General features: G+C 71.4%; 28 protein-coding genes. 9 read left to right on the forward strand and 19 right to left on the reverse strand.

Translation table 11 applies throughout. The features are described from left to right. The first annotated feature begins 38 nt into the window (after nucleotides 1-38). The 3 genes from AB0937_RS06835 to AB0937_RS06845 all read left to right on the forward strand — a co-directional run bounded on the left by AB0937_RS06835 (nucleotide 39) and on the right by AB0937_RS06845 (nucleotide 2,024). Entirely contained in the window at nucleotides 39-293 is a 255-nt protein-coding gene (locus AB0937_RS06835; protein WP_366709979.1) for a cation-transporting P-type ATPase, read from the forward strand. Nucleotides 294-476: 183 nt separating this feature from the next. Then, nucleotides 477-1,226 (forward strand): glucose 1-dehydrogenase, encoded by a 750-nt coding sequence (locus tag AB0937_RS06840; protein ID WP_366710232.1) that lies wholly within the window; start codon nucleotides 477-479, stop codon nucleotides 1,224-1,226. 120 nt (nucleotides 1,227-1,346) lie between these two features. After that, entirely contained in the window at nucleotides 1,347-2,024 is a 678-nt protein-coding gene (locus AB0937_RS06845; protein ID WP_366709980.1) for a hypothetical protein, read from the forward strand. 107 nt (nucleotides 2,025-2,131) lie between these two features. On the opposite strand, the gene AB0937_RS06850 is transcribed toward AB0937_RS06845, so the two are convergent. Beyond that, nucleotides 2,132-2,659, reverse strand: coding sequence for a DUF6448 family protein (locus tag AB0937_RS06850; protein WP_366709981.1), 528 nt, complete (start codon nucleotides 2,657-2,659; stop codon nucleotides 2,132-2,134). A 173-nt stretch (nucleotides 2,660-2,832) separates the two neighbouring features. On the opposite strand from AB0937_RS06850, the gene AB0937_RS06855 reads away from it, so the two are divergent. Then, entirely contained in the window at nucleotides 2,833-3,609 is a 777-nt protein-coding gene (locus AB0937_RS06855) for a PspA/IM30 family protein (protein ID WP_366709982.1), read from the forward strand. Continuing rightward, nucleotides 3,606-3,884: a hypothetical protein gene (locus AB0937_RS06860; protein WP_366709983.1), complete on the forward strand. Its 279-nt coding sequence runs from the start codon at nucleotides 3,606-3,608 to the stop codon at nucleotides 3,882-3,884. Before AB0937_RS06855 ends, AB0937_RS06860 begins: the two co-directional genes overlap by 4 nt. A 280-nt stretch (nucleotides 3,885-4,164) precedes the next feature. Here the strand turns inward: AB0937_RS06860 and AB0937_RS06865 are convergent, their stop codons facing one another. The 3 genes from AB0937_RS06865 to AB0937_RS06875 form a co-directional block, all read right to left on the reverse strand. Continuing rightward, nucleotides 4,165-5,760 (reverse strand): multicopper oxidase family protein, encoded by a 1,596-nt coding sequence (locus tag AB0937_RS06865; protein WP_366709984.1) that lies wholly within the window; start codon nucleotides 5,758-5,760, stop codon nucleotides 4,165-4,167. Between the two features lie 70 nt (nucleotides 5,761-5,830). After that, the gene (locus tag AB0937_RS06870) at nucleotides 5,831-6,271 is read right to left on the reverse strand and encodes a hypothetical protein (RefSeq protein ID WP_366709985.1); all 441 of its coding nucleotides are present in this window, start codon (nucleotides 6,269-6,271) and stop codon (nucleotides 5,831-5,833) included. A gap of 815 nt (nucleotides 6,272-7,086) precedes the next feature. Continuing rightward, entirely contained in the window at nucleotides 7,087-7,650 is a 564-nt protein-coding gene (locus tag AB0937_RS06875) for a rhodanese-like domain-containing protein (RefSeq protein WP_366709986.1), read from the reverse strand. A 74-nt stretch (nucleotides 7,651-7,724) separates the two neighbouring features. Between AB0937_RS06875 and AB0937_RS06880 the strand changes: the two genes are divergently transcribed. After that, nucleotides 7,725-8,006, forward strand: coding sequence for a metal-sensitive transcriptional regulator (locus tag AB0937_RS06880; RefSeq protein WP_366710234.1), 282 nt, complete (start codon nucleotides 7,725-7,727; stop codon nucleotides 8,004-8,006). Nucleotides 8,007-8,044: 38 nt separating this feature from the next. On the opposite strand, the gene AB0937_RS06885 is transcribed toward AB0937_RS06880, so the two are convergent. The 6 genes from AB0937_RS06885 to AB0937_RS06910 all read right to left on the reverse strand — a co-directional run bounded on the left by AB0937_RS06885 (nucleotide 8,045) and on the right by AB0937_RS06910 (nucleotide 13,529). Continuing rightward, nucleotides 8,045-8,794, reverse strand: coding sequence for a sulfite exporter TauE/SafE family protein (locus AB0937_RS06885; protein ID WP_366709987.1), 750 nt, complete (start codon nucleotides 8,792-8,794; stop codon nucleotides 8,045-8,047). Next, nucleotides 8,791-9,153 (reverse strand): rhodanese-like domain-containing protein, encoded by a 363-nt coding sequence (locus AB0937_RS06890; RefSeq protein WP_366709988.1) that lies wholly within the window; start codon nucleotides 9,151-9,153, stop codon nucleotides 8,791-8,793. The genes AB0937_RS06885 and AB0937_RS06890 overlap by 4 nt, the downstream gene beginning before the upstream one ends. A gap of 32 nt (nucleotides 9,154-9,185) precedes the next feature. Beyond that, on the reverse strand, nucleotides 9,186-10,562 hold the full coding sequence (locus AB0937_RS06895) for an MBL fold metallo-hydrolase (protein WP_366709989.1): 1,377 nt from the start codon (nucleotides 10,560-10,562) through the stop codon (nucleotides 9,186-9,188). A 190-nt stretch (nucleotides 10,563-10,752) separates the two neighbouring features. Beyond that, complete coding sequence (locus AB0937_RS06900; protein WP_366709990.1) at nucleotides 10,753-12,342, reverse strand: FAD-dependent monooxygenase; 1,590 nt, start codon at nucleotides 12,340-12,342, stop codon at nucleotides 10,753-10,755. Then, a complete protein-coding gene (locus AB0937_RS06905; protein WP_366709992.1) occupies nucleotides 12,339-12,839 on the reverse strand; it encodes a hypothetical protein in 501 nt (166 codons plus the stop codon). Before AB0937_RS06905 ends, AB0937_RS06900 begins: the two co-directional genes overlap by 4 nt. Before the next feature lie 402 nt (nucleotides 12,840-13,241). Further along, complete coding sequence (locus tag AB0937_RS06910) at nucleotides 13,242-13,529, reverse strand: SHOCT domain-containing protein (protein ID WP_366709993.1); 288 nt, start codon at nucleotides 13,527-13,529, stop codon at nucleotides 13,242-13,244. Nucleotides 13,530-13,904: 375 nt separating this feature from the next. On the opposite strand from AB0937_RS06910, the gene AB0937_RS06915 reads away from it, so the two are divergent. Next, nucleotides 13,905-14,885: an alpha/beta hydrolase gene (locus AB0937_RS06915; RefSeq protein ID WP_366709994.1), complete on the forward strand. Its 981-nt coding sequence runs from the start codon at nucleotides 13,905-13,907 to the stop codon at nucleotides 14,883-14,885. 164 nt (nucleotides 14,886-15,049) lie between these two features. Here the strand turns inward: AB0937_RS06915 and AB0937_RS06920 are convergent, their stop codons facing one another. Continuing rightward, complete coding sequence (locus tag AB0937_RS06920) at nucleotides 15,050-15,499, reverse strand: universal stress protein (RefSeq protein WP_366709996.1); 450 nt, start codon at nucleotides 15,497-15,499, stop codon at nucleotides 15,050-15,052. Between the two features lie 191 nt (nucleotides 15,500-15,690). On the opposite strand from AB0937_RS06920, the gene AB0937_RS06925 reads away from it, so the two are divergent. Then, nucleotides 15,691-16,407, forward strand: coding sequence for a CBS domain-containing protein (locus AB0937_RS06925; protein ID WP_366709998.1), 717 nt, complete (start codon nucleotides 15,691-15,693; stop codon nucleotides 16,405-16,407). A gap of 105 nt (nucleotides 16,408-16,512) precedes the next feature. After that, nucleotides 16,513-16,926, forward strand: coding sequence for an Hsp20/alpha crystallin family protein (locus AB0937_RS06930; protein WP_366710000.1), 414 nt, complete (start codon nucleotides 16,513-16,515; stop codon nucleotides 16,924-16,926). 91 nt (nucleotides 16,927-17,017) lie between these two features. On the opposite strand, the gene hypE is transcribed toward AB0937_RS06930, so the two are convergent. From hypE to AB0937_RS06970, 8 genes are read right to left on the reverse strand one after another with little or no spacing between them, the layout of a single operon-like run. Then, nucleotides 17,018-18,052: a hydrogenase expression/formation protein HypE gene (gene hypE, locus AB0937_RS06935; RefSeq protein WP_366710002.1), complete on the reverse strand. Its 1,035-nt coding sequence runs from the start codon at nucleotides 18,050-18,052 to the stop codon at nucleotides 17,018-17,020. Beyond that, entirely contained in the window at nucleotides 18,049-19,152 is a 1,104-nt protein-coding gene (gene hypD / locus AB0937_RS06940; protein WP_366710003.1) for a hydrogenase formation protein HypD, read from the reverse strand. Before hypD ends, hypE begins: the two co-directional genes overlap by 4 nt. Next, on the reverse strand, nucleotides 19,149-19,814 hold the full coding sequence (locus AB0937_RS06945; RefSeq protein WP_366710004.1) for a CBS domain-containing protein: 666 nt from the start codon (nucleotides 19,812-19,814) through the stop codon (nucleotides 19,149-19,151). The genes hypD and AB0937_RS06945 overlap by 4 nt, the downstream gene beginning before the upstream one ends. Nucleotides 19,815-19,832: 18 nt before the next feature. Further along, nucleotides 19,833-21,164, reverse strand: coding sequence for a nickel-dependent hydrogenase large subunit (locus AB0937_RS06950; protein ID WP_366710005.1), 1,332 nt, complete (start codon nucleotides 21,162-21,164; stop codon nucleotides 19,833-19,835). Next, nucleotides 21,161-21,916: an oxidoreductase gene (locus tag AB0937_RS06955; RefSeq protein ID WP_366710006.1), complete on the reverse strand. Its 756-nt coding sequence runs from the start codon at nucleotides 21,914-21,916 to the stop codon at nucleotides 21,161-21,163. Before AB0937_RS06955 ends, AB0937_RS06950 begins: the two co-directional genes overlap by 4 nt. A 1-nt stretch (nucleotide 21,917) precedes the next feature. Next, nucleotides 21,918-22,736 carry an FAD/NAD(P)-binding protein gene (locus AB0937_RS06960; RefSeq protein WP_366710007.1) on the reverse strand — a complete coding sequence of 273 codons (819 nt, stop codon included), beginning with the start codon at nucleotides 22,734-22,736 and terminating at the stop codon, nucleotides 21,918-21,920. Beyond that, on the reverse strand, nucleotides 22,733-23,191 hold the full coding sequence (locus AB0937_RS06965) for a cyclic nucleotide-binding domain-containing protein (protein ID WP_366710008.1): 459 nt from the start codon (nucleotides 23,189-23,191) through the stop codon (nucleotides 22,733-22,735). Before AB0937_RS06965 ends, AB0937_RS06960 begins: the two co-directional genes overlap by 4 nt. After that, on the reverse strand, nucleotides 23,188-24,351 hold the full coding sequence (locus AB0937_RS06970; RefSeq protein ID WP_366710010.1) for a 4Fe-4S dicluster domain-containing protein: 1,164 nt from the start codon (nucleotides 24,349-24,351) through the stop codon (nucleotides 23,188-23,190). The genes AB0937_RS06965 and AB0937_RS06970 overlap by 4 nt, the downstream gene beginning before the upstream one ends. Between the last annotated feature and the right edge of the window lie 88 nt (nucleotides 24,352-24,439).

Below are 24,439 nucleotides of genomic sequence, written 5' to 3' on the forward strand. Positions count from 1 at the left end.
CATACACGGAACCGTCCGGACGTGGCCCTGTCACGGACATGAAACGGCGGGAAGGCACCCGGAGGCCCACCGCGGAGGTCGGGCTGCTCGGGGGCACGGCTCCAGGGCTGTCGCCGGAGGAGGCCACGCGGCGGCTGGAGCTCCACGGGCCCGGCGAGATCCCCGCGGAGCCGCGGACCCCGGTGTGGCGGCGGGTGCTGCAGCGGCTGCGCGATCCGCTGATCCTGGTCCTGCTCGTGGCGGCCGCCCTGAGTGACGTGGGCGCCTGTTCCCGGCATGCGCACGGGAGGTGAGGAATCCACACTGATCTGGAGGGGCACCGGCTTGGGTGAGCCTCGTCGCCGAGGTCATCTGCGCGGCCCCTTGAGCGACCTCTGTAGTTCGGCATGCGGTCCTCGAGACCAGACCTGTCGTGCCGCCGAGTCGGTCGCTGCCGCCGCACTCACGCCTTTGCCAGGCAGGTTCAGGAGGCCATGATGGGACGTCTCGACGAGCGGGTGGCGATCGTCACCGGCGGGGCCAGGGGGATCGGTGCCGCTGTCGCACGGCTGTTCGTGGCAGAGGGCGCAGCCGTGGTGGTCGCCGATGTCCTCGACGCCGAGGGGGAGAAGCTGGCGGCGGAGCTCGGTGGCCCAGCCCGCTTCGCGCACCTGGACGTCAGCACCGAGGACGGCTGGCAGACGGTGGTCGCGGAGACGGAGCGGGACCTCGGCCCGGTCTCGGTGCTGGTCAACAACGCCGGGATCCTCGAGTGGGGGACCGTCGAGGAACAGAGCCTGGAATCCTTCCGGCGGGTCATCGACGTCAACGTCCAAGGCGCCTGGCTGGGCATGCGTACTGCGGCACCGTCTCTTCGCCGGGCCGGCGGAGGCGTGATCGTGAACGTCTCCTCGATCGCCGGCCTGACTGGCTACGCCGACATCGGAGCGTACGTGACCAGCAAATGGGCACTGCGCGGGCTGACCAAGGCCGCGGCTCTGGAACTGGCCCCGGACGGGATCCGTGTCTGCTCGGTCCATCCCGGTGCGGTGCGCACCGCGATGACGGCCGACTTCGACGACTCGTTCACCGCCGGCCAGCCCCTCCCGCGGTTCGGTGAACCCGGGGAAGTCGCCCGTATGGTCCTCTTCATCGCCACCGAGGCCACCTTCTCGACCGGCGTGGAGTTCGTCCTGGACGGCGGCGTCACCGTCGGCCCGCCCAGCGCCCTGACTCCCGCCGACTGAGCCTGAGACGCCGACGACGTGCCGTTCGTGAACTGACGGCACTCAGATGAGGTCGGGCTCCGGGGGCGGCGGTGCCGCGTTCCTGTGGTGGGACTGACAGGGAGCTGCGACGCTGAAGACATGAGCGAGCACCGGCCCGGGGCCGGGCGACGCCCACTCGGTGTGGCGGCCGCCGCGCTGGCCTTGTACGGAGTGTTCCTGCGGCCACGGGTGCTGACCTGGGGCACGACACACGACGAAGTCGACCGCGACCTCCCCGGCGATGGCCTCATCCCCGAGGCCGACGGCACCTCGACCATGGCCACGACCCTGCCGGCGCCGCCCGAAGAGGTCTGGCCCTGGCTGGCACAGATGGGCTGCAACCGCGGTGGCTGGTACAGCTGGGATCGCCTGGACAACGGCGGACGCCCGAGCGCGGAACGCATCGTCCCGGCGTGGCAGCGCCTGGAGCAGGACCAGCACCTGGACTCCCTGCCGAGCGGCGACGCCTGGTTCACCGTCGCGGTCCTGGAACCGGAGCGGACCCTGGTGCTGCGCTCGCAGACGAAACTGCCCTCGGGACGCCCCTTCGACGTGCGGTACGAGCCGCTGCCCAAGGCGTACATCGACTCGACATGGGGCTTCCACCTCCGGCCGGAGCCCGGCGGAAGGACCCGGCTCATCGTCCGCGCGAGGGGTCGCAGCCGCCCGCGGCCCCTCACCCGGACCATGGACATGCTGTTCTGGGAGCCCGCCCACCTGATCATGCAGACCCGTCAGTTCCACAACTTGCGCGCGCGTGTCGGTGCGGCGGCATGAACCCGGGGATGACGCAGGATCGACCGCGCGCGGGTCCTCGTGGAACACGCGAGACGCGCGCCCTCCTCCGCGCCGGACTCAGCGGGCGGGAACCGGACTGTCGTTCGTCAGGAGTGCCGGGTCGGTGCGTGCGGGACGGCGGTCGCCTGTTTGTACACGTGGTGCGCCCACACCTGCACGCCGAGGCCGGCCTCCACGAATGCGCGAGCGGCAGCCACCCCCTCCGCGGCATGCTCCTTGAGCGCCATGGCCCGGCTGTGACGCTCTTCCACCTGCTCACGGATGATCCCGCAGAGTGCCTCGGTCAGTTCGTCCGGGGAGCCGACGTCGAGGGCATGCTCGGCAACCGGGATCACCGGCCCGACATCGAGCCCGGCCGGCTTGAGTCCCGTGAAGGGAGCGCCTTCTCCGGAACGGTGTACGCGGACGACCGTCTCGAAGAACCAGCGGTCCGCCACGTCCTGCGCCTCCCGGCCGGACATGCGCGCCTTGGCCGCGAGAACGAACGCCTCACGGACCTCTGGTTCCCCTTCTGCCGGCACGTAGGGCAGAATCTGGTCGACATCCTTGCCCTCCAGGGCTTTGCGCGCGGCCGTGACGACGGGACCGTCAAGAGAATCACAGTGCGGTGGCATCGCCGGTCACCTCCTTTGCGGCTCACCTCCATCATCGACCCGCCAAGCGCGAGCGGGAGAGGTGCGACCGCGACCGGTTTGCGGATGGGACCACGCCGCCGGAGTCTGTAAGTGTCCCGCATACGAGGCATGGCCTGGCAGATTCCTCATCGATCGAGAGGAGGCAGGCCGCTGTGACCAGCATCGCCCACCGCATAGCCGCCCTTTTCCGGATCAAGGCGAACAAAGCTCTCGACAAGGCCGAAGACCCTCGCGAGGTACTGGACCACTCCTATACCCAGCAGCAGGAATTGCTGCAGAAGGTACGGCGTGGTGTGGCGGATGTGGCCACCAGCCGCAAGCGCATCGATCTGCAGATCAGCCAGTTGCGCCAGTCCGACGGCAAGCTGGAGGGGCAGGCCCGGCAGGCGCTCGCCGCCGGGCGCGAGGACCTCGCCCGCGAAGCCCTGAGCCGACGCACCGCCGTGGCCTCCCAGCTCACGGACCTTCAGACTCAGCAGGCAACGCTGCAGGCCGAGGAGGAGAAACTCACTCTGGCCTCACAGCGTCTCCAGGCGAAGGTGGACACCTTCCGCGTCAGCAAGGAGTCCATCAAGGCCCGATACACCGCGGCGGAGGCCCAGACCCGCATCACCGAGGCGGTCACCGGCATCGGGGAGGAGATGGGCGATGTCGGCCTGGCCATGCAGCGCGCCGAGGACAAGACCGAGCAACTGCAAGCCCGCGCTGGTGCGTTGGATGAACTTCTCGCCTCCGGCGCCCTGGAGGACGCCACCGTCCCTGCCGGCCGCGACGACATCCGGGCCGAACTCGAACGGGTCACCGCGGGCCAGGACGTGGACAGGGAACTGGCCCGGATGAAAGCCCAGCTCCCCACGTCCGCCACCCCGCGGGCCGTGGAGGGCAAGAGCGCCGAGCAGGGCCCGCCGGACCAGGAGGGGACATCATGATCATGCGGATTCTCGGCGAGGGCCAGTACGAGATCAAGGAAGATCACCTCGACCGGCTCAACGAGCTGGATGCCGCTTTGCAGTCCGCGGCCGACGCCGACGACGACCTGCTGTTCGCCACCGCTCTGTCAGCTCTGCTGGACGCGGTACGCAGCTACGGCACCCCCCTGCCGGCCGAAACGATCACGCCGTCCGACCTGGTCCTGCCCGACGAGGACACCAGCCTCACACAGGTGCGGGAGCTGCTCTCCGACGAGGGCCTCATCCCGGGGTGACGGTGATGCGCGGCCGATCGGAGCCCAACCGTCAGCTCACTGCCCGGCCCCCGGTGGGCCTGCCCCGAGGCGGCCGTCAACTTCGCTGCGACCCGAGCGGATTCGGTTCGCTTCGCCGGCATCGACGGCGGTGCCTTCGCTGAAGGCCGGCAGGACGTACGGGAACTGCTGGGCGCCGACCCCTGACGCAGCGATACGCCCGTGGAGTTCTGTCGCGACGACTACGGCTACTGATGTGGCCGGACGACACGTGAGCGGCGCGCCGTCCGGCCACTGGGGGTCATGCTCGGTAGGCGAGATTCGTCATCATCCCGGCTTCGCCGTGGTAGGCGTTGTGGCAGTGCAGCATCCACTGGCCGGGGTTGTCGGCGTCGAAGAACACGGACAGCTTCTTCTTGGGCAGCACGATCGCGGTGTCCTTACGGGGGCCGAAGCGGCCGAGCTGGAAGGTGTGGCCGTGCAGGTGCATCGGATGCCACATGGTGGTGGTGTTGACGAAGTCCAGCCGGACTCGCCGACCCTCCTCGACCAGGATGGCATTGCCGTCCGGATCGGCCATGTCGAACGGCTTGCCGTTGATGGCCCAGTTGTAGTGCATCATGCCGCCGGTGAGTTCGATCCGGTGCGCGACGTCGGCCGCGGCGGACTCCAGTCGCACGTCGTCGGCCGCGCGAAGCCGGGACGCGGTCATGACCGTGCCGTCGAGTTCCCTCGGGCGCACGGCGGCGGTGGGCGCGCGGCCGGAGCCTGTGCGCACGAGGGCGAGCCCGCTGATGTTCTTCCCCTCGGCCAGGGCGACCAGGGGGAAGACGCCGTCACCAAGGGTGACCAGCACGTCGTAGCGCTCGCCCATGCCGATCAGGAGCGCCTCTGTTTGCTGGTGCTGGACGGGGAAGCCGTCGGTGTGGGTGACGGTCATCTTGTGGCCGCTGAGGGCGACCCGGTAGGCGGTGTCGCTGCCCGCGTTGATGATCCGCAGTCGCACCCTGCGGCCGGGCTTGCCGGTGTAGACCTCCGGGTCGCCCGGCACGCGGCCGTTGACCAGGTGGTAGGGGTACTTGACGTCGCCGGCATCGCCGCCCAGCAGATCGCTCTCCGCGCCCATGAGCATGAATGTCGACAACATCCCGCCCGACGAGGCTGAGACGGGCGGGGACGGATCGCCGCCGGCCTTCCCCATGGAGTGCATGTCGTGGCCCTCCGTGCCGGAGCCGGAGTCGCCGCCCATGTCCATGCCGCCCATTCCCTGCTCCAATTCGGCGAACACCTCGTCGGGGGTGCCGGTGACACCGTCGACCCAGTCGTCCAGGACGACCACCCATTCGTCGTCGTACGCCAGCGGCTCGCGCGGGTCCTCGACGATCAGGGGGGCGTACAGGCCGCGGTCGAGTTGGACGCCGACATGCGGGTGGAAGAAGTACGTGCCCGGGGCGTCGGCCACGAACCGGTAGGTGAAGGTGGAGCCGGGGCGGACGGCGGCCTGGGTGGCCGGGGGCACGCCGTCCATGTCGTTGCGCAGGGCGATGCCGTGCCAGTGGATCGAGGTGGTGGTCTTGCCCGGCAGCTGGTTCGCGAGTTCGGCGACCAGGGTGTCCCCGGCGGAGAGCCGGATCTCCTTGCCCGGGGTGCGGCCGTCGAAGGCCCAGGTGTTGGCCTTGACGCCGCCGCCCAGGTCGACCCTGGCGGGCGAGGCGGTCAGTGCGACCTTGCGCTGCTCGCCGGTGCCGCCCCGCCTCTTCTCCGCGGCGGCGACAGCGGAACCGGATGGGCTGACCAGGGCAGGGGCGCTGCCGGATTTGGTGCAGGCGGCGAGTGCGCCCGCGCCGGCGGCGCCGATTCCGGCGAGCAGGAAGGAACGGCGGTTGATGCTGTTCACGATGTGAGTCCTCTTCTTCAAACTGGCATGGGGCGTGGCGAGGACGGCACACGGGTGCCGTGGCCGCGGCCTAGATGCGCAGTCGGGAGAGGACCGACAGGTCTGGTGGCGCGCGGCCGGCCGTGTCGGTGGGCTGTGGGCCGGGCTGAGCCCGGTACGGGTCGGCCGGCATCGGAGTGCCCTGCGGCGGCACGGGGAGCTTGAGTACCTCGATGTTTCCGGTGGTGCAGTGCTGTATGCACGGAACGGCGCAGGTGCTGCCGTCGACGCCGTGCGCGGGGGCGGGGGTACTGAACCTCTCCGCGTGAGTGAGGCCGCAGACCTGACGTGTCGCTGCAGCCGACGAGGACGCATGCCCGATGTGCGTGGAGTGCGTGGAGTGCGTGGCGTGTTGGGCCGGTGCGTCCAAGGCAGCGGCCGTCTCGTGGTGGATCAGTACGGCCAGGGAGGCGAGCAGGGCGATGACGGCGCCGCCTGCGCAGCGCATGGCGTGGGCGCGAACTGTCGCCATCGCCATCGCCTCCGCTCGGACTTGTCTCCGCAACGCCCCGTGGCAGGGCTCACTGTTTGCGAATATACCCCCGTGGGGTTTGACCGGCTCGTCGTCACGGAGGCGGTCGCAGGCCGTCCGGCCCTGCCCTCGGCCTTGTGCGATCGGAGACACGGTCGTCGTCGGGGGCCGCGCCGATCGGACTCGCCGCGATCCTCACCGCCCTGCCGTACTCGCCTGAGCGGTCATCGCCGTGGATCTCGCCGACTCCCGGTTCGAGGCCGCCAGGCGGCTCGGTGCCGACGGCCGTCGTCCCCGTGTGAGACGTCCGGTGACTCGCGCACGACCAGCACAGGGCACGAGCCGTGCCAGGCCCTCACCGCCGGGGCGCCTCGCCCACGAGTGATCGACCGTGTTCGCCGGCTCGCCCTCCGCCGGCCCCAGCGGCGACGGCCCGCCCGGACATGCGTCGCGGGCGAGACGAACGCACACATCACACGCAGCCCGGCCCCGCGCGATCGTGTATCTCGCGTCACCGCTCCACCGCGGCGAAACGCCGAACCATCCACGTACACGACGACAAGACCACTCACTGTGATCCTTCGGGCAGATACCGACAGCTGTGCACTTACAGGTCCACCCTGGCGACGCTTCACCGCCTCCCGAAACGGCGGCAGTGGACGGTGATCGGCGGGCAACCCGGCACATGGACCGAGCAGACGGGCCGTGCGGCGATCCGGGACGCCCGGCAACCTGCAGTCGGCGAGGAAGACTTGCGGTGATCAGCAGGAGCGGCCGCGCCGCTCCACCGGTGGCCTGTGCGGAGGACAGGCACCTCAGCCGGTCAGCGCGGCCAGAGTGGCGTCGAGGTCGGTCGCCTTGGGCCGGTTGTGCGGGAGTTTGGCGAGCACGCGGGCCATGCCGCAGGTGTCGGTGAGCGCGGAGAAGACCAGGCCGCCGGCGACTCCGGCGGAGATCCAGCGCGCGCCCGGCCGGAGCCGTCCGGCGAGCAGGCCCGCAAGCACGAGGGACCCTGCGGTCAGGCGGACCTGGCGTTCCATCGGCCAGGGAGCGCGGGTGCCGGTGGGGCGGTGGACGTCGTGACCGAGCTGGGTCCAGGTGCTGGTGCCGCCGGTGAGGGTGGCGGCTGCGATGCCGGCCTCCGCCAGCCGCCGGCAGGCTTCGGCGGAACGGGCACCCGAAGCGCACACGACCAGGAGGTCGCCACGCTCGGCGGACGTCCTGAGGGCGGGCAGGGCCGCGTCGAGGTGGTCGAGGGGGATGTTGTGGGCGTCCGGCAGGTGGCCGGTCGCGTATTCGCCGGGGGTGCGAACATCGATGACGGTCAGCTCGTGCAGGCGGGCACTGGCCTGGTCGGCCGTGAGGGCGGTGTGTGCCACGGGAATTTCCTTTGCTCTCTGTGCGTCACCCCTTCGGTACGATACCCGTGGGGGTATCCGAAGGAGTGTGGGTCGTGGAACTGGCGATGGCGGCTGAGGATCTGAGGACGGTGGTCAACAGGTTGCGCCGGGCGCAGGGCCAGATCGCCGGTGTGATCAAGATGATCGAGGAGGGACGGGACTGCGAGGACGTGGTCACCCAGCTCGCGGCGGCGTCCAAAGCACTGGACAAGGCGGGCTTCGCGATCATCGCCACCGGCCTTCAGCAGTGCCTCACCAGCGAGGACATGGCGGCCTCCGAGGATCGTGAGGTGATGAGGGCGCGGCTGGAGAAGCTCTTCCTCTCGCTGGCCTGAGGGAGGCGTGCCGACCCCGCTCTGCCCTGGCTGCCCGGTCATGTCAGGGCGTCGGTGAGCATGAAGGCGGACACGGCCAGCAGTACGACGGCGAAGGCGCGTTGCAGCAGGGGGCCGGAGATCTTGGTTGCCAGCCTCTTCCCGTCCCAGGCGCCCAGGATCGCGGCGCCGGTGAACGGCGCGATCACCGTCCAGTCGACGCCCGCCGTCGTGGCGCCCCGGGTGGCAAGGGAGGCGAGGGAGTTCGCGGAGATGACCAGCAGGCTCGTGCCGATCGCGGCCTGCATCTCGAACGCCAGCACCGTGACCAAGGCGGGCACGGCCAGAAAGCCCCCGCCGACACCGAGCAGTCCGGTCAGCGCCCCCAGCCCCGCGCCGGCTCCGGCGGCCCGGCCCGGCCGTGCGTCCTGGGGCCCCGCGGGAAGGCACCGGGCGGGGCGCAGCATACGGACGCCCGCGGCAGCGGCGACGGCGGCGAACGCGGCGGTCAGCAGCGGCTGCGGCAGACGCCCTGCCAGGGCTCCGGCCACGGCGGCGGGCAGCAGCCCCGCCGCCGCGAACAAGGCACCGGTCCGCCACCGCACGTTCCTGGCGCGGGCGTGGCCGTACAGGGCGGTCAGTGAGGTGGCGACGACGATGAGCAGGGCGGTCGTGGTGGCTGCCCCCGGGGTGAAACCGAGCAGATAGATCAGCGCGGGCACCGCCAGGACGCTGCCGCCGCCACCGAGCGCGCCGAGCGCCAGCCCCACCACCCCTCCTGCGATCAGGGCCAGGATCAGCTCGCTCACGCTATGACACCGCCGCTGCCGTTCACACCGGTGACCGGCAGTCCCTGCCGGGCCCAGGCGGCCATGCCTCCGGTGACGTCCGTGGCCTCCAGGCCGGCGGCGGTCAGCAGGTCCGCGGCCGTGCGGGAGCGGTTCCCGGAGCGGCAGATGGCCACCACCCGCTTGCCTCGCGCGGCGGTGGGGAGAGGGGTCCCCGCCATCAGCCGGGTGAGAGGCAGGTGCAGCGCCCCGGGGGCGTGCCCGGCGTTCCACTCCTGCGTCTCGCGGACGTCGAGGAGGACGGCCTGCCCGTCGGCTACCAACCGGTGGGCCTGTTCCGGGGTGATGCGGCCCGAGCCGCGTCGGAAGAAGGACGACATGGTGCGTCTCCGTTACGAAGGTGCGATGCGGTTCAGCCGGTGGCGACGGGCCCGGTGACCGGCAGCCCGGCTTCGGTGGCGGCGGTGAAGGCGTCGTCGACGGCGACCACCTCACGGCCGGCGGCGTCCAGAAGGGAGGCGGCGATCGCCGCGCGCGTCCCGCCGGCGCAGTGCACCCACACCACACCTGCGGGCACCTCACCGAGTCGGCCGTGCAGCTCGTGGACGGGGATGTGCACCGAGCCGTCGACGAACCCGCCGGCCCGCTCGGAAGCGCGGCGCACATCCAGCACCACCACCTGCTCGCCCTTCTCGCGGGCCTCGGCGAGATCGGCGAAGCGGGCGCGACGGAACGAAGCCAGTCGCTCGCCTTCGCGGAGCCAGGTATGCGCCTCTCCGGTGGCGGCGGCTGCCGGACGGTCGATGCCCACGCGGGAAAGTTCCCGCTGCGCCGCGGTGATCTCCTCCGGTGTGGAGGCCAGGAGGGTGACGGGCTTGCCCCAGGGGATCAGCCACGCCAGGTAGGTGGCCAGTTTGCCCTCGCCCTCGAAGTTGAACGAGCCGGCCACATGCCCCTCGGCGAAGGCGACACGGTTGCGCAGGTCCACCACCCACTCTCCGGCCGTCAGCCGGGAGGCGATCTCCTCGGCGTCGGCCGACCGGGGCGGGGTGAGGTCGACGGGGGCGGGGCCGGAGGCGTTGGCCGGGCCCATGTGTGCGTAGTACGCGGGCACGTCGTCCAGGCCGGCGAGGATCTCCGCGACGAACGTGTCGACGTCCATGGTCAGGGCGTCGTTGTTCTTGCGCTCCGCGCCGATTGTCGTCGTGTCTCCCTCGGCCTGTGACGAGGAGCAGAAGCTGCCGAAGCCGTGCGTGGGCAGCACTCGCACGTCGTCGTCGAGGGTGTCCGCCAGCCGATGTGCGGAGGCGTGCTGGGCGCGGGCCAGCCGCTCGGTCAGCCGTGGCTCCACCAGGTCCGGCCGTCCGACGCTGCCGATCAGCAGCGATCCGCCGGTGAAGGCCGCCACAGGCCGCCCGTCCTCCTCCAGGACGTAGGACGTGTGGTGCGGTGTGTGACCGGGGGTGGCCATGGCGCGCAGTCGCAGGCCCTCGTCCACCGCGATCGCGTCGCCGTCGGCGACGGGCGTGCGGTCGAAGGACACCGAGGCCCCGGCCGGCACCAGGTAGCGGGCCCCGGTCGTGCGGGCCAGCTCCAGGCCGCCGCTGACGTAGTCGTTGTGTACATGGGTCTCGGCCACATACGCGATGTGTGCCCCACGGCGGGCGGCGGCTGCGATGACCTGATCGATGTCGCGCGGGGGATCCACCACGACCGCGGCCTCGGGGCCTCCGGCCAGGTAGCTGCGGTTGCCCAGGCCCTCGATTTCCAGGGTGTCGACGAAGAACACGGCTACGACTCCTCTAGGGACTGTGTACCCCGGGGGGTATCTGTTTCTCACCGTAACAGAAATACCCGGGGGGGTATTCCGGGAGGGGGATGGCCGGCGGCTCGCCGTGCCAAGGGCGTTGACACGCAGGGCGGCGCTGGTGGGCCCCGAGTGAGCCGGCGACGACCGCGCTCGTGTCAGTGGCTTGTGATCACGCCCGGACGGGAGAAGGAGGCGCCGCGCCGACCAACGTCAGCCAGCCGAGCAGCCCGACGGGGTCGGCGGCCCCGCACTGGAAGCCGACATGCCCGTCCGGACGGACCGCCACCAGACCTCGGCCCGGACTGTTCGCCAGTCGCAGGACGGTGACCAGGGCGCCGGTCGCCGCCTGTGGCGGGGGATCGGCGTCGCGCTGCACGAGCAGGTGCACACCCGGGCCGGCCAGCAGCCGGTGCAGCCGCTGCGGGGCCGCTCCGATGCTGACGGTCGCGTCCGGCAGCCGGTCCCCCGGGCGGGGGGCGCCCCGCAAGGGAGGTGTCCCCTGCACGGACAGGGGGCTGTGCCGGTAGTTCACCCGCAGCTGGGAGACGACACGGACGGCCTCGGCGACCAGCCGACGCCGCTCCAGCAGGGCGGGCACGAGCGGGGCCGCGCACGGGGCGGCCACCCCACGCAGCCAGGAGGGGATCCGCCCGGTCGACGCCTCCGCCCAGAACGCCGTGTGCGTGAGGAGGAGCCGGCGGTGGGCAGCCGGCCTGCGCTCCCCTTCGTAGGAGTCCAGCAGCACATCGTCACCGGGCCCGGCCGGTGGCACGACCCCGGCACGCCCTGCCACGAAGGCGAGTTTCCAGCCGAGGTTCACCGCATCCTGGATGCCGGCGTTCATGCCCTGGCCGGTGGCAGGTGAGTAGTTGTGTGCCGCGTCCCCGGCGAGGAAGAGCCGGCCCCCGCGGAACCGCCGAGCGAGGCCGCAGCGCAGCGGTACCCGAGCGGACCACGCCAGGCGCTCGATCAGCGCCGGCATCCCCGCGTCGCTCAGCAGTCGCTGGAGCTCGGCCTGCGGGACGGCGGGGCCGGGCTGGCCGAAGTCCCGCCCGGCCCCGCCGTCGGCCGCCCGTGTGGCCAGCAGCCGCCAGGTGGCCTGCTCGCCGAGCGGGAAGAGGAACACCAGCCCGTCGCGCCCGGCGAACACCTGAGCACCGGAAGGGCCGGGATGTCCGCAGACGTTCGCCAGGTCGAGGTCGGCGAGGATCACCTCCACGGCGTACGGCCTGCTGTGCCACCCGATGCCGGCGCAGGCACGCACGGTACTGGCCGGGCCGTCGCAGCCCGCGACGAAAAGGCAGTGGATCTCCTCCGTGCCGTGCGGGGATCGCAGGACGGCCGACGCGTTCCGGCCGCTGTCGCGGGCGGCGATCAGCTCGGTCCCCCGTTCCACGCGCACCCCGCGCTCGGCGAGCGCCCGCGTCAGCACGTCCTCGACGTCCGTCTGCCGCACGAGGGACAGATACGGGAACGCCGTTTCGGGCAGTGCGAAGCCGGCCAGCCTGGTCTCGACCACGCGGGAGCCGAGCCGGAGAACTGCCGCCGGGGCGGTGTCCGACCGCTCCAGCACGGCGTCGGTGACCCCGAGGGGGCGCAGCACCTCAAGGGAGCGTGGATGGAGGATGAGGGCGCGGGAGGGCCGGAAGGGCTCGGGCCGCCGCTCGACGATCCGGACCCGTGCCCCGTGGTCATGGGCCTCCAGCGCCAGGGCGAGGCCGGTCGGACCGGCCCCGACGACCAGGATGTCCACCGTCATTGCCGCGTCCCGGCAGTCACGCGCCACCAGTCAGGGGCGTCGTCCCGCGCCGGGCCCTGGAGCAGCCCGGGGTCCGCAAGGACGTCGTCGCGGCGCAGCCCGGGCAGCACGATGTAGCTGATGGAGCCGGGCACACAGACAAGGGCCAGTATCCGCCACAGAGAACGGGCGTAGTGCTCGGCGCGCTGGGGATCGTCCCACTCGTACAAGCCGCGGTAACGGCCGTCCTCGTCGTGGGCCAGCCACAACTTCGAGGCGAAGCCGGGGAAACCGACGAACAGCGGAGTGTTCAGCAGGCTCTCCGCCCGGAACAGCGCGTGCCCGGGACCGTGGACCAAGCGCAACCGGAAGGCGACCACCAGCGTGCACGGACGCTGCGCCAGTCCGCTGCCGAGGCGGGTCTCGCGGTACACCCGGGCCGACGTGCCGTCGGTGAAGCGGATGCGCGTTCCCACTCGTTCTCTCGGCAGGTGGACCCGGCGCCGGGCGAGCAGCATCCAGGAGGCAAGGATACATCCGGCGACAGCCCGCCATGCCTCAGGAGGGGCGAGCGGCCCTTGTTCGCTCATGGTGGTCTCCTCCCGGGAAGGGACCGGCCCCGTACAACCACCATGAAGGAACGTGCCACGTCGCGCGACCCACGGACATGCTGCCGGATGCGGACACCCGTGAACGGCATAGCGCTGACGGGCTCCGGTTGACCCGAACCACTCCTCCCGCACGACTCGGAGGGTTCAGAAGCGTCTCTTGCCGTCCAGGGCAGAAGTCCCTGTACCGCTGTGTCGAGAATCCTTGGCAGGCAGCGCACGGAGGCTGTGGCCACAGACTCTTGCCGGGCACTCCGGAACGGGCGACGTCTGCGCCGGGCCGGTGCGTGAGATGGGCATGGGCGAGGGTGCTCATGCCTCGCTGGTAGGTGGTCGCGTCGTCTTGGTGGGAGGGCCGGGGTGCAGCGCGTTCAGGCGGCGCCGGTAGTCCTCCTCGTCGATCTCTCCCCGGGCCAGCCGCTCACGAAGGATGTCCTCGGGCGTGGACGCGACGGGGGCGTGGGTGTGCTGGTGGGGGCTGCCGAGGGCGCGGACGAGCAGCACGACGACTGTGATGATCAGAGCCCAGAAAAGGATCATGCCGGCCGACATCGCGAACCAGCCCCAGCCGCTGACGTCGTGGTCGTACCAGAACATCATCGCCACTCACCCGCTTCGGCTTGTCGGCGATCGGGGGGGCCGGACGGGCTCCCCAGGGACTTTCCCGTCTTCATCTGCATCATCCCTCTGCAAGCGGGCGGCGGTCTGGGGCCGGACGGCCCAGAACCAGTGGGCCATTCAGCGCCTACCCGGCAGAGGTACCGAATGCAGGCCGGCGAGGACCGAAGCGCAAGGAGAGCAAGCCCCGGGACGGCTTCTCACGGCTCAGGACCGTGAGGAACATCGGAACGCCTGAGGCGGACCGTCCAGAGCCGCTTTGCCGAACCGGCAACAAGGCTCGCCACCCCCGCGCCGTTGCTCGCATGATCGGGTACCGATCTCGGCGCATGGCAGATCGAGAATCCTGGAGGAGTCATGTCGAAGCACGCCGCAGCGGTCACGTCCCGGCTGGTCTCCTCGCCCGCGGGCCGGATCCACTTGGTGGAGCAGGGCACGGGGCCGCTGGTGCTGCTCGTGCACGGCTTCCCGGAATCCTGGTACTCCTGGCGCCACCAATTGCCGGCCCTGGCCGCAGCCGGGTACCGCGCGGCCGCCATCGATGTCCGCGGATACGGCCGTTCGTCCAAGCCCGCCGCCACCGAGGCGTACCGGATGCTGGACCTGGTGGAGGACAACGCCGCCGTGGTCCACGCCCTGGGGGAACAGTCCGCGGTGATCGTCGGCCACGACTGGGGATCGGCCATCGCCGCCAACTCCGCCCTGCTCAGACCGGACGTCTTCCGCGCGGTGGGGATGCTCGGTGTCCCCTACACTCCGCGCGGCGGGCCGCGGCCCAGCAAGGTCTTCGCGCAGTTGGGCGGGGACGAGGAGTTCTACGTCTCCTACTTCCAGGAGCCCGGCCGGGCCGAGGCCGAGATCGAGCCCGACGTGCGCGGCTGGCTCGCGGGCTTCTACGCCGCCCTGTCCTCCGGCACCATGCCCGCGCCCGACGCACCCGGCCCGCACTTCGTCAGCCGGGGCGGGAGGCTGCGCGACCGCTTTCCTACCGGCCGGCTGCCCGTCTGGCTCAGCGAGAACGACCTGGACGTCTACGCCGGGGAGTTCGAGCGGACCGGCGTGAGCGGGGCGCTCAACCGCTACCGGAACATGGACCGAGACTGGGAAGATCTCGCCGACTTCGACGGCGCCCCCCTCACACAGCCCTCCCTGTTCATCGGTGGAAGCCTGGACGCCTCCACCACCTGGATGGCCGACGCGATCAAGGCATACCCCACCACCCTGCCCGGCCTGGTCTCCTCCCAGATCCTCGACGGCTGCGGCCACTGGACCCAGCAAGAGCGCCCCGCCGAGATCAACCGGCTCCTGACCGACTGGCTCGCCTCCCTGCCCGTCTGAAGCCTCTCCGAGTGCTGCTCGTTCTCGCGACCGAAGCCACCGAGAAGAAGTCCGCGGAACTCGGCGACACCTTGCGCCGCGCACCGCGTTCGCAGCCAGTGCGGCAGGAGCCGGACGGCCGGGGACGTCCCGGCCGTCCGGTGAAGGGGAGCGCGGGCCCACGATCAGTCGGCGGGGTCCTTCCCCTGACGGACCACCACGACCGGGCATGCCGCGTGCTGGGCACATCGCTGGCTGACGGACCCCAGCATCGCCCGGGCGAAGCCGCCGATTCCCCTGCGGCCCACGACGAGAAGTTCGGCCCCCTCGGAGGCCTGGATCAGCGCCTCCGAAGGGTCGCCCCGGACAAGGTGCTCCTGCAGCCGTGGCGGAGGCTCACCCGGAAGGACGGCGCGCAACTCCTGCGCGAACCGCTCCCGTGCCTGCTCCAGATCGAAGTCCGGGTCGGCAGCCGGTCCGCTCCAGCCCCGCGCGGACGGAGTGTCCCAGACATAGATCGCCTCGACGGCGCCGCCGACCATCCGTGCGTGATGCACCGCCCACCGCAACGCGGCGTGGGAGGCGGGAGACCCGTCCACGCCCACGACCACCCGTGGAGTTGGTTCGGATTGCATGGTGACCTCACTCAGCAGTGTCTGTCCCCGTACTCCACGCTGCCCGGATCGGCGCACCGGCGGAAGGGCCGACCGGCCCTGGTCGGGCCACCGGGGCCGGGGACGGTCCGGGCCGTTCGGCCCATGACGTCCCGGGGGGTATGGGCGAGCCTGGAAGCGTCGGGAGACCTTCCCAGGCAGTGGAGGACGTCATGCACGGCTCTGTGTACACAGTGAGCGATGTGATGACCCGCACCGTGGTCGCTCTGGCCTCCGGGGCGACTTTCAAGGAGATCGTGCGGACCGTGGAAGGGCGGCGGATCAGTGCACTGCCCGTCGTCGACAACCGGAAACGGGTGGTCGGTGTCGTCTCCGAGGCAGATCTGCTGCGCAAGGAGGAGTTCCGCGAGAGTGCCCCCGACCGGGGACCTCGGGCCCGGCCCCCGGAAGGGCTCGAGAAGGCGCAGGCGATCACCGCGGCCGATCTGATGACCTTCCCGGCCGTCACCGTCCACCCCGACGCGACCCTCGCCCAGGCCGCCCGTGTCATGGCCCGGCGCAAGATCAAGCGGCTGCCGGTCGTCGACGACGACGGTGTGCTGCGCGGGATCGTGAGCCGTTCGGATCTGCTGCGGGTGTTTCTGCGGCCTGATCACGACATCGCACAGGAGATCCGGCACGACGTCCTGGCCGGCCGGCTGCCCGACGGAATCGATGCGGTCCGCGTCGAAGTGAACGAGGGCGTCGTCACACTCACCGGCCGCGTGCCCGACACCTCCGTCGTACCGCTGGCCGTGCGTCTCGTGCGGGCCGTCGAGGGAGTGGTGGACGTACGCCCCGAGTTCACCGGACCCCCGCACCGTCCCGCCCTCGAACCGGACCTGGCGCAGGAGGAAGGGCGGCGGACCACGCCGCGGCCGAGGGCATGAGCGTCCTGCGAGCGACGGGCCGCGCAGCCCTGTGGGCCAGGGCCGTTCGGCCCTCGTCACCCGCACTCGGCGGACGGAGACTGGACCTGTAGGAAGGAGGGTGACATGACCAGCGTGCTGGAGCGACTGCCGGGCTGGCCCGACCTGTTCGGCTGGGTGGAGACGGGGCTCCCCGGGGCGCACGTCGCCCCAGGGCTGCACGGCATCCGTATCGAGGAGCACCTCGGGGACGGCACGTACGTCGTGCGGGCCGAACTTCCCGGTGTCGACCCCGACAAGGACGTCGAGATCACCGTCGGAGAAGGGCTGCTGACGCTGCGCGCCGAGCGCACCGAGCAGACCACCGAGAAGCACCGCACCGAGTTCCGCTACGGCACCTTCGCCCGTGCCGTCCGGCTTCCCGCCGGTGCGCGGGGCGACGACGCGACCGCCGAGTACGAGGACGGTGTCCTGACCATCACGGTCCCGGTCCCGGAGGAGAAGACGGGAACCAGGGCCATCCCGGTGCGGCACGCCTGAGAGCGGCGGGCGTCCGCATCACCACCGTGTGCGCGGCCGGTGTGACACCGGCCGCGCACACGCCGTCCGGACCCCGGATGCCCTTGATGTCTCAGCAGATGCGCGGAAGTTGCTCGCCCAGGGGCATGTCCACCACCCGCCGGGCGCCGACCAGGGTGCGCAGGATGACCCAGCCGTCCGGCCCCTGGGGGGACACCTCTCCGATGCGCACCGCCTGTCGTCCCTCGGGAAGGGAGCGCAGACCGGTGAGCGCCTCGTCCGCCGCCGTCGCCGCGACGAAAGCCACCAGACAGCCCTCGTTGGCGACGGCCAGGGGATCGAGGCCGAGCAGATCGCAGGCGGCGCCGACGGCCTGAGGCACCGGGACGGCACTCTCGTCGATGTGGACGGTCACGTTCGAGTCGCGGGCGATCTCGTTGAGGGCCGCGGCCAGTCCGCCGCGGGTCGGGTCGCGCAGGCTGTGCACATGGCCGCCGAGGGGCGCGAGGGCGTCGACCAGGCGGTGCAGCGGGCGGCTGTCCGAGGCGATGCCGCTTTCGAAGCCGAGACCTTCGCGCGTGGACAGGACGGTCGTGCCGTGCAGCCCGATCGGGCCGGACAGCAGCACGGCGTCCCCGGGCCGGGCGAGCGCGGCGGACGGGCGCAGCCCCAGGTGCCGGTGTCCTACGCCCGTGGTGTTGATGAAGATCTTGTCCACGGCGCCACGGCCCACGACCTTGGTGTCGCCGGTGACGACGGGTACCCCGGCGTCACGAGCTGCCTTGCCCAACGACTTGACCACGCTGCGCAGTTCGGTGAGCGGCAGACCCTCTTCGACGATCAGGGCCACGGACAGCGCGATCGGCCGCGCTCCACGCATGGCGAGGTCGTTGACGGTGCCGTGCACGGCCAGGGAACCGATGTCGCCACCGGGGAAGAACAGCGGGCTGACGACGAAGCTGTCGGTGCTGATCACGAGGTCCGGGCGGCCGGGCAGCAGGGCGGCGTCCTCCAGAGGCCCTTGGTGCCCGTCGAGGGCGGGCAGCACCAGTGTGTCGAGGAGTTCGGCGGTCAGCCGCCCTCCCGCGCCGTGACCGAGCAGGACGACGTCGTCCTCGTGGTGGGGGACGGGGCAGTCGGGGGTCATGGCGCATGCACTTCCTTCGTGCGGCCGGCGGCGTGGAAGGCCGCGCAGGTGCCCTCGGCGGACACCATCGGTGCGCCGAGCGGATGGCGGGGCGTGCAGCGGGTGCCGTATGCCGGGCAGTCCGTGGGCAGCCGGGCACCGGTGAGTACGGCGCCGGCGATGCACTCGGGGTCCTCGACGGTGCGAAGACCGCCGACGTCGAACCGCCGCGCGGCGTCGAAACGCGCGTACATGCCGGTGAGTTCCAGGCCGCTGCCGGGCAGCTCGCCGATGCCGCGCCAGGCACGGTCGGTGACACGGAACACGGTGCGGACCGCGTCCTGCGCCTCGCTGTTGCCCGAGCGGCGCACGGCCCGCACGTACTGGTTCTCGACCTCGTAGCGGCCCTGTTCCAGCTGGCGTACCGCCATGAGGACGCCCTCCAGCAGATCGAGCGGTTCGAAGCCGGTGACCACGATGGGCACGCGGTAGCGGGCGGCGATCGGTTCGTACTCGCGCCAGCCCATCACCGCGCAGACGTGCCCCGCCGCGAGGAAGGCCTGGACCTCGCAGCCGGGGTCCTCCAGCAGGGCGGTCATGGCGGGCGGCACCAGGACGTGACTGACCAGCATCGAGAAGTTGGCCAGCCCCAGGCGTGCGGCGTGCAGCACCGCCATGGCGTTGGCCGGAGCGGTCGTCTCGAACCCGACGGCGAGGAAGACGACCTGGAGCTCCGGGCAGTCCGTGGCGATGCGCACCGCGTCCATCGGCGTGTACACGACCCGTACATCCGCGCCGCGCGCCCGCAGCGACAGCAGGTCGGTGTCCGTACCGGGAACCCGCAACATGTCGCCGAAGCTGGTGAGGATCGTGCCGGGGCGGCCGGCGATGGCCATCGCCCGGTCCAGGGTCTCCAGCGGGGTGACGCACACCGGGCACCCCGGGCCGTGGATCATGCGGATGCCGGCGGGCAGCAGTTCGTCGATGCCCTGGCGGACGAGGGTGTGGGTCTGGCCGCCGCAGACCTCCATGATCCGCCAGGGCGTGGACGCGGTGCGGCGCAGCTCGTCCAGCAGACTTCGGGCGAGTGCCGGGTCACGGTATTCGTCGAGGTACTTCATCCGGGTTCCCTCACTCGTACTCCGCCGGACAGGGCCAGGTCGACGTCGACGACGCCTTCGACGGAGCGCACGAGGCGGGCGAGGATCGGTACCAAGGAGGTGTTTCCGACCGGGCCGGTCAGGGTGACGACGCCGTCGGTGACGTGTACTCGTACGGGCTCCCCAGGCGTGGGGAAGAGGGGTACGAGGATCTCCCGGCGGATCTCTTCGGCGATCTCGTCGTCGGTCCGCAGGAAGACCTTGAGCAGGTCGGCGCGGCTGACCACGCCTTCGAGGAGGCCCTGGTCGTTGACGACGGGCAGTCGTTTGACCTTGCGCTGGGCCATGACGCGGGCGGCCTGTGCGAGGGTGGCGTCCGGGTGGACGGTGACGGCCGGGGTGCTCATCAGGTCCGCGGCGGTCATGCCTCCCGCCTTGGACAGGTCGGACAGACGGTTCATCTGGGTGAGCCGGTCGGGGTCGCTGTCGCGGAACTCCTCCTTGAGCAGCAGATCGGCTTCGGACACGACGCCGATCACCCGGCCCTCGCCCTCCAGTACGGGCAGGGCGCTGACCTTCCACTCCTGCATGAGCGTGACGATGTCCTTGAACGGGGCGTCACGGCCCACCGCCACGACGGTGTGAGTCATGACGTCGCTGACGAGGTGCGGACTGATGCGCATGGTGTTCTCCTGCGGGCGTCAGGCACGGTCGATGGTCAGGTCCAGGAAGTGCGTGGAGCACGAGATGCACGGGTCGTGGTTGCGGATGGCCCGTTCGCACAGGTGCCTCAACTCCTCGTCGGACGGATCGCCCTCGGCGAGGAGCCGCTCGACCGTCCGGACCAGGTCGTCCTCGATGGCGCCCTGGTTCTGCGCGGTGGGCGGCACCAGGCACGCGTCGGTGACGGTCCCCTCGGCGTCCAGCCCGTAGCGGTGGTAGAGCAGTCCGCGGGGTGCCTCGGTGGCGCCATGGCCGGTGCCCGCGACGGGGGGAACGTCGACGTGGGGACGGCCCGGGGGCTCGTACGCCTCGATGATCCGCAGTGCCTCGTCGATCGCGTGGACCACCTCCACGGCCCGCACCAGCACCGACCGGTACGGGTTGCGGCACACCGCTCCCTGAGCGGGATCACCCAGCCCCGCCTCGACGGCGGCCTCCCGCGCCGTGGGCGAGAGCCTGCCGCCGCCGACCGCGAACCGGGCGAGGGGCCCGGTGAGATGGCGTCGGCCGTCGAGCCGGGAGTGCAGTGCGGTCGAGTGGGGCACCTGCTCCTCGCGCACGTGATCGAGGAAGGCGCGGACCGGGAACTCCGCCCGTCCACCGTCGCCGCGCAGCACGGTCGGCACGCCGTCCTCGACGGCGTACGTCGCCGGAGAGGCCAGGGCCAGGAAGTCGGCGTCAAGGGCGGCGTCCGGGAGGTCGAAGCCCGCGGTCCAGCGGACCGTGTCCCACGCGTCGTCGGCGGCCCGGCGCAAGCGCTCCCGCAACGGCCGCAGCTCGGCCCGGGTGGGCGCCCGGTGAAACCCGCCGAGGCGGACGTTGACCGGGTGGATCGCACGGCCACCGAGCTGTTCGAGGATCGCGTTGCCCGCCTGCTTCAGCCGCAGTCCCCGCTCCACGTCGGCGCGCCGGGTGCGGGCGAGATCGACGGCGCTGTCGCAGCCGAGGAAGTCCGGGGCGTGCAGGAGGTAGATGTGCAGGGCGTGGCTCTCGATCCACTCGCCGCAGTACAGCAGTCGTCGCAGTGCGCGGATCGGGCGGTCGACCTCGACTCCACAGGCGTCCTCGATCGCCCGGCAGGCGCTCATCTGGTACGCCACGGGGCAGATCCCGCACACCCGCGCGGTGATGTCGGGCGGTTCGGTGTACGAGCGGCCGCGCAGGAACGCCTCGAAGAAGCGCGGCGGTTCGTAGATCCGCAGCCGCGCCTCCTCGACCCTGCGGCCGACCACGCGCAGGTGCAGGGCTCCCTCCCCTTCCACGCGGGCGAGGGACCCGACGCGCAGGACGCGGGAGCCACGGTGGGTCATGACCGCGCCTCCTTGTCGAAATCGGTCGCGTTGAAGGTGCGCAGGAGGCGTTCGACGTCGCGGTCGTCCAGGCCGTCGCGGTGCAGCAGCGGGATCAGCGCGCGCAGGTTCGGCGAGCCCGAGGGGCCGAAGCAGCCATAACAGCCGCGCCCGTACGCCGGGCAGATCGCCCCGCACCCGGCGTGCGTGACGGGGCCGAGGCAGGGGGTGCCGTGAGCCACGGTGACGCACACCGTGCCGCGGCGCTTGCATGCGAAGCACACGCTGTGGTTCGGCACGTCCGGCTTGCGGCCGGCCAGGAAGGCCGTGATCACCTCGATGAGCTGCCTGCGGTCGATGGGGCAGCCGCGCAGCTCGAAGTCCACGTCCACGTGGTCGGAGACGGGGGTCGAGGTGGCGAGGGTGTCGATGTAGTCGGGCCGTGCGTACACGGTGCGGGTGAACTCCTCGACGTCAGCGAAGTTCCGCAGCGCCTGGATGCCCCCGGCGGTGGCGCAGGCGCCGATGGTCACGAGGAAGCGGGACTGCGCGCGGATCTCCCTGACCCGCTCGGCGTCGGCGTGCGTGGTGACCGACCCCTCGACGAGGGTGAGGTCGTACGGACCGGGTGCCACCGCGCTGGACGCCTCCAGGAAGTGGACGATGCGCACCTTCCCGGCGAGTGCGAGGAGCTCGTCCTCGCAGTCCAGGAGCGTGAGCTGGCAGCCGTCGCAGGACGCGAGCTTGAACACTGCGAGCGTGGGGACGGTCATGTCACAACTCCCTCACCGAGAGCAGGGATTCGGCCCGGTCCCAGCCGATCACGGGACCGTCGCGGCACAGCAGCACACCACCGAGCTGGCAGTGGCCGCAGTGCCCGGTGGCGCAGCGCATGTTCCGCTCCAGCGAGACCCGGATCCGGTGCGCGGGCACTCCGCGGTGGAACAGGTCGCGGGCGGTGGCCCGGATCATGGCCTCGGGGCCGCACACGAACGCCGTGGTGTTCTCCGCTGTGAAACGGGCGGTGTTCAGCAACGTGGTGACCAGCCCGACATGGCCCCACCAGGCCGGGGACGGCCGGTCGGCCGTGACCCGGCAGTGCGGCGGGCCGGACGAGGCGGCCCAGGTGCGTATCCGCTCGGCGAACAGGAGATCGTCGGCAGAGCGCGTGCCGACGAGCACGTTCAGCCGCCCGTAGGCCGGCCGAGCCGCCAGTGCGGCCAGCACGAGAGGCCGCAGCGGCGCGAGACCGATCCCGCCCGCCACGACCACGACGTCCTGACCGGCCGCGCGCTCCAGTTCCCAGCCGGTGCCGAAAGGGCCGCGCACGCCGACCTCCGCGCCCGGCCGGAGCGCGCACAGCGCGGCCGAGACCGCGCCCACCGAACGGATCGTGTGGACCAGCTCCCGCTGCCCGATACGGGACACCGAGACGGGGATCTCCCCGACCCCGAAGGCATACACCATGGCGAACTGCCCCGGGGCGAAGGGCCCGAGCGCCGCGTCGCCGGTGGGCGTGAGCGTGAGACTGACCGTGTCGGCCGTCTCGCGCCGCACGCGGTTCACCCTGTACGGGACGGGGAGATCCGTCATCGCTCGCTCCCGCCGCCGTGGGGCGCGTACAGGTCCAGCAGGCGGATGCGCGTGGCCTGCAGCCGGTGAGCCACGACCCGCCCCACCCAGGTCGCGATCGCCCTGCCGAACTCGGGATCCTGCGCACACGCGGCCCGTACGGCCCTCGCGTCGAATTCCCAGGCACGTACGGGGCTGAGTGCCTCGGCACCCAGCTGCCACACGAACGGTGCGTAGTGCCAGGACCAGCCGAGCAGCTCGCCATGTCCCAGGGACTCGATGACGGCGGCGCGACGGCCGGGTACGTGCAGGTCCAGGAGGACCGTTCCGGTCCGGATGATCCAGAACCGGTCGGCCTTGCGCCCCTCTTCGAAGAGCCGTTTCCCGGCTTCGAAGGAGACCTCGCGGGCGAGGCCCATCAGCCGATCGCGGTGCTCGACCGGGAGAGCCATGGAAAGAGTGGTGGTGGAGGTCATCGTTCCGTCTCCCTCTGCTTCTCGCGCCGCAGCCGGCCGGCGAGTTCGTCGTGCAACGCCGTGGCTTCCTCGGTGATGTCGATGCCGACCGGGCACCAGGTGACGCAGCGTCCGCAGCCCACGCAGCCGGAGCTGCCGAACTGCTCGTACCAGGTGGAGAGTTTGTGGCTGAGCCACTGGCGGTAGCGACTGCGCGCCGAGGACCGCACGGCCCCGCCGTGCAGGTGGGAGAAGTCGACGTCGAAGCAGGAGTCCCAGCGCAGCCACCGCTCGGCGTGGTCGCCGGTGAGGTCGGTGACCTCCTCGGTGGTGGTGCAGAAGCAGGTGGGGCACACCATGGTGCAGTTGCCGCAGGTCAGGCAGCGGGCCGCGACGTCGTCCCAGCGGTCGGCCTCCAGGCTCTCGCCCATCAGGGTCCGCAGGTCCACGGGCGGCATGGCCCGTCCCATCCGGTCCCGGGCGGCGTCGACCGCGGAACGGGCCGCGTGCTCCGTCGCCGGGTCGGCCGGCCGAGGGGAGACATGCGCCAGGACTTCCTGCCCGGCCTCGCTGCCCGCTCGGACGAGGAACCGGTGACCGGTCTCGTCCAGGACCTCGGTCAGCGCGAGGTCGAACCCGGCGTCCGCCGCCGGGCCGCCGCCCATGGAGACGCAGAAGCACGTGGCACCCGGTTCGGTGCACTCGGCGGCGATCAGGAAGGCTCCCGTCCGCCGTTCCTCGTAGCCCCTGTCCCGGTACCGGCCGCCGGCCAGGACCCGGTCCTGGATCGCGATCGCCCGCAGATCGCAGGGGCGTACGCCCAGAAAGGCGTACGACGGCTGCCCGGGGTTCTCCTCGGTGACCGACAGGCGGCCGTCCGGCGTCCGCTCGGCACTCCAGAGCTTCTCACGCTGCGGGTGCAGGAACGTCTTCCACGACTGAGGGCCGGCCGTGTGGGCGAACACGGCACCGTCGGCACGCGGCACGAGGCGGTAGCGACCGGCCTCGACCTCCGTGCCCCATCCGAAGGGCAGGTCGTCGGCCGACGCTATCTCGTCGAGGACGACGGCACCGTCCCGGACCGTGGGGCCGATGACCGTGCGCCCCCGCGCAGCCAGGAGCTGGACCAGGGCACTCAGCCCGTCCCGGTCCAGGACGCCGTTCGTCGGGCTGTTCGTCATCGTCGCCCTCCGCATCCGTGCGGGTCCCTGTTGTCAGTCTGTTCCTCCAGGGGGCGCGACACCACGGGCCGCCCGGGCACGGTCATGG

It is taken from the genome of Streptomyces sp. NPDC047880 (assembly GCF_040706515.1).
In the GTDB taxonomy this organism is placed as follows: domain Bacteria; phylum Actinomycetota; class Actinomycetes; order Streptomycetales; family Streptomycetaceae; genus Streptomyces.